The organism is Streptomyces sp. NPDC039465, assembly GCF_055639315.1.
This window is the reverse complement of sequence record NZ_JBVKAP010000023.1, coordinates 1-4,484: the sequence shown is the minus strand read 5'-3', so window position 1 is coordinate 4,484 and position 4,484 is coordinate 1. Positions and strand designations below refer to the sequence as shown.

General features: G+C 69.3%; 3 protein-coding genes. All 3 read right to left on the bottom strand.

Features of this window, described 5'->3' with window-relative positions:
- Nucleotides 1–115: 115 nt before the first annotated feature.
- Nucleotides 116–2,755, bottom strand: a complete 2,640-nt coding sequence (locus ACZ7LT_RS34570) for a helicase associated domain-containing protein (protein ID WP_471240061.1) — start codon at nucleotides 2,753–2,755, stop codon at nucleotides 116–118.
- Nucleotides 2,752–3,669 (bottom strand): hypothetical protein, encoded by a 918-nt coding sequence (locus ACZ7LT_RS34565; RefSeq protein ID WP_471240060.1) that lies wholly within the window; start codon nucleotides 3,667–3,669, stop codon nucleotides 2,752–2,754. Before ACZ7LT_RS34565 ends, ACZ7LT_RS34570 begins: the two co-directional genes overlap by 4 nt.
- Nucleotides 3,670–3,852: 183 nt before the next feature.
- The gene (locus ACZ7LT_RS34560) at nucleotides 3,853–4,098 is read right to left on the bottom strand and encodes a hypothetical protein (protein WP_471240059.1); all 246 of its coding nucleotides are present in this window, start codon (nucleotides 4,096–4,098) and stop codon (nucleotides 3,853–3,855) included.
- Between the last annotated feature and the right edge of the window lie 386 nt (nucleotides 4,099–4,484).

Sequence of the window (4,484 nt, the reverse complement as noted above, 5' to 3'; positions counted from 1 at the left end):
CGAAGGAGCCTCAGGCACCACCCGCTGGAACAACTCCCACAACTCGTCCGGCACCAGCCGCTCAACAATCCCCACCACGACCGACAGATTACCGAACCGCCAAATGAGATGACGTCTAAACCCACTCAACTCCCAGCTTCCGCAGCGCGTCCAGCTGCTCCTGGGTGAGTTTGTCGCGCCTGGCTTTGATGTTGCTGTACCAGATGCCGAGCTTGGTCTCGGTCCCGTCGGGCAAGATCTCCACCGCCTTCCGGGGCACCGGCCCCTGACCCTCCCGCTCGATCCACTGCGTGAGGGCCGCGAGGCCGCGCTGGAACGCCTGCTGCGCCTTGCGCGGGCCCTTCGCCGTACGCTTGGCCGCCGCGGGCGGCGGCACCTCAAGCGGCTGTACGCCCAGCCTGGACAGCCGCTCCTGCTGCTCGGTCGACAGCTGCGCCCAGGTGCTCGGCTGCTTCTGCCGTTCCAACCACCGCCCGATGTCATCGCCGTCCATCAGCACGCCGGGGGCGATGTCGGGCAGGCTGCCGTCGGCGTCGACCAGGTCGGCGAGCACGCGGTAGTGGCGTTGCCAGTCGAGTGGCCATGGGCAGTTCCAGTCCGGGTCGATCGCCGTCAGCTGCGCGGCGCGTTCCGCTGCCCGCTCCGCGTCCTTCCCCAGACCGCCCTTCCGGCGCAGATTGGCCATGTGCTGTCCGACCGGCACCATCGCCTCGCCCTCGCCCCACACCGCGTCCTGCCGGGGAGCGAGGTGCCCCGTGGCCCGCCGGTAGGACCGGAGCGCGGCGAGTTTGTTCTCCCAGGCTTCCTCGCCGGGCTCCCAGACCATCCCGGCTTCGGGCGCGTCCAGCAGTTCCTTGCGGTGGGGATCGAGTTCGCCGGCGCGCAGCGTCTTGCGCTGCTGGTGCACCCACCGCCCCAGGGGAAACGCCTTGGTGACGCCGACCTCGACCTCGACGTCGTAGGGGACGGCGTGCAGGCCGGTGATTCCGTTCTCCCTGCGCCATCGCAGCAGCGCCTCGTAGCCCTCCAGCCACACCAGGGACTCCGGCCGGTAGACCCGGGTGCGCAGGAACGCGGCGATTGTGGCGGCGTCCCGGGGAGAGGAGAAGTGGAGCAGCGCGGATTCGGCAGCGGCGTCGGTGTCGTCCTGCTCCTGGTCTTCGCCCGCCTCGCCGCCGGCCCCGACGATGCGCCCCTCTTCATCGCGTCGGACGTGGACCTTGCGCTTGCCGCTGGTGAGGGCTCGGGAGGCGAGCTGCTCGACCAAGCGCTCATCATGCGAGCGCAGGCCCTGGAGCACGGCTACGAGGGGGCGGAAGCTGGCGGAGGCGACCATGTCGGTCGGGTCCTCGCCGGGCTGGAGGAAGACCGGCACGATGATCCTGGCCACCTTGGTGGTGCCGTCGCGGTTGAGCCGGAGCGCGCGGCCGATGTTCTGCACGATCTCCACCTGGGAGCCGCGGGTGTCGGCGAAGCAGATGGCCTCCACTCCGCGCTCGCCAGTGATGTCGACGCCTTCCCCGAGCACCCGCACTGAGGCGAGGAACGCCCGGTGCATGCGCCGGTTGTTCGCGTCGATGCCGCCTGCGAACTGGCGCAGGACCTCGCGCCGCTCGGACACGAGGTGGTCGCCGCACAGCCACGCCGACCACACCCGGTCCGGGGGTACGTGGCGGCCGGCCTCCAGCTCGTAGAACTCCGCGTCGATGGAGGACTTCGGCAGCTTGTCCGCGGTGGCCAGGTCCTCGTCGGAGACGTCGTTGACGTACAGCTCGGCAGCGGTCTCCGGCAGCTTCTCCGCGAACGCGGCGGCCTCCTCTACCCGCTGGTGGAACGTCATCACGGTGCGCAGGTTCCACTTCGCGGAGTGCTCCAGGAGCGCCGTCTGCAGCAGCGCCATGCGCCGGCCCCGCAGCGCCTCGTCCGACTCCCCATAGACCGGGGAGGGGTCGCGGATCTCCAGCACGTCGATCTCGAACCCGGCGAGGATTCCCCGCTCGATAGCCTCCGATAGCCCCAGCTCGGCCAGCCACGGCCCGTAGGTCTCGGAGTCCTGGCCCATCGACGCGAGTACCAGCTCCTGGCCGTCCGCGCCCTTCTGCGGCCGGGGCGAGGCGAGGATGCGCGGGGTCGCGGTGAGGTAGAGCCGGAAGTCCGCCGGGATCCGCTGGTTGTCGTGGATCGCCGCCCACGGACGACCAAGATCACCGGCAGTTCCATGGGCCTCATCCACGATCGCCAGGTCGAAGCCTGCCATCTGCTGGCCGTAGAGCCGCTCCCCGCCCGTCAGAGCGGCCTCCAGCGGCCCGCGAACCTTCCGCTGACCCTCGGGAGCGTCGATGTCCTCACGGTCCACGAGAGAGGCGTACGTGGCGAACACGATGACCGGTCCGTGCCTGGCCCACAGGGCGAGCTGGATCGGGTTGGTGGTCGTGCGCACGCCCAGTTCGTTCAGCACCGGGTCGTTCTCCAGCGAGCACACCGCGACCATGGGGGAGCGGTGGCCCACCGCCCGCCACGCCTGGGCGGTCTGCACGAGCAGGTCCAGGGTGGGCACGGTGACGAGGATCCGACTCTCGGGGAAGCATTCCAGGGCGCTGGCGGCGGCCATGATCGTTTTTCCGGAGCCGGTCGCTGACACGATCGTGCCCCGGGCACCCTGAGGCGGCACAGATGATCTTGCAGGGAATCCGACCCACCTACGAAAGGCCGATTTCTGGTCGATCTGGTGTTTCTTGAGCGGAATCCTGCTCATCGCCCGCCCTTTTCACCCATGTCGTACAGCCAGCTGTCGTGAAGCCTTTCCAGCGCGGTTTCCTCCTGGCCGTGCTTCGCCCAGATCCCTTCGAGCCAGAGCGGGGATGTCGCGATTCTCTCGCACAGCACCAAGAACCCGGGCAGGTCGATCAGCACGAGCTCGCCCGCGAACATCCCGCCAGGCCCGTAGCGGCGCCACAGCCGCTCCAGCCGCGCCCGGTGCTCGTGCAGGTACGCGTCCAGTGCCTGCGGGTAGGTCTCCGGCTCCGCCAGGTGCACGGCCCGCATGGCGATGTCCACGAGCTCCCGGGACGACTCCTGGTCCCACTGCTCGGAGCTGGTGCCGGTCACGGCCGCATAGTGCAGTTCGCACACGGCGGGGACGCGCTCGACAAGCTCCGCCGGCGCCTCGCTCTCCTCCCCTGACTCCGCGCCACGAACGGAAGGCCCCCCGACACCCATGTATCTATCGGGCAGGGCGCGCAGTTCGCCGGTGCGGGCGCTTGCCTCCCCCAGGTCCAGGCCGCGGTCGGCGAGATGAGCCAGGAACAGGCGGGACAGGACCTCTCCATCCCGGGCATGCAGCTGAGCATTGCCCTCACCGCTGTCGGGAGAGACGATGGCGCGAGTGAGGACTGTGTCGAAGAAGAACTCGGACAGGACGCCGATCAACTCCGGGCGAGCGGATGCCAGCTGGTCGTCCAGCGCGGCAACAGCAGCGTCCATGACCGCGGTGAGGAACCGCTCGCGAGCGTCCCGCAGCTGACGCGCCTCGCTTTGCGGAGTTTCCTCGACGGCCTCCACAACGCGGTACAGGCCCTGGTCCCCGTACAGGCCACCCGGCTTCTCCTTCGCCCGGCCCACCTTCGTCACTGCCTCCTCAATGGACCGCGCATAGGTGTAGTTCGTCACCACCGAGGCCCCCAGGGTGCGCCGGGTCAGTCCGCTGCGCCACGATCCGATAGCGGATCAGCCCGGGGTCAGCCTCCACCGCCCCACCGCTCGCAGCTTCCTGACGGCCCCGCAGCGCTTGGCGCCAGCGGTCTGCCTGCGCGTCGTTCTCCGCGGAGTAGGCGTCCCACGCCGTGCCGCCCATCAAGTTCCAGATGCGCCGCAGCTCGTTCCGCCGAACAGCAGCCAGCCGCTCCTCCGCGCTGAGCGGCCTTGGCTGGCCCTCCCGGCTTTCCAGGCCACCAGCCGCTCGTGGATCTGTTCCGCCGTCAATCCGGTAACCTCATGCTGGATTTCCTCCCGCGCCTTGAGGCGCATTTCGACGCTCAACGAATTCAAGTCTTCCACCTCCTTCACGCCCCCGCCCGGGTGGTTGGGGGTGTCCAGCATTTTCACCAACGGTACATGCTGCATCATCCTGATGCACGGGCTACACTAGAAGCCGACACGAACGAGCGACCCCCTCCCTCGTAGCCAGCCCGGCCCGCGCAGCGGGCCTCAACGGTCCTGGAGGCGCAGCCGGAAGGGCCGTCAGGCGGGGGAGCGCAGCGGACCCGCCCCGCCAGGCTGGAGCGAAGCGGAAGCCTGGTAGCGGGACGAAGTCCCGCAGCTCCGGGAGCGCAGCGAACGGAGCGTCAACCCGCCTGCTGCGCAGGCGGGTTGAGCGGGACGCGCAGCGTCCCGCCAGCGCTCCCGCGGAGCGGGAGCGCAACAACCGTGCGCACCACGGTTGTTCGCTTTCACATCGCGTAGCGATGTGGTACCCGCTCCGCGGG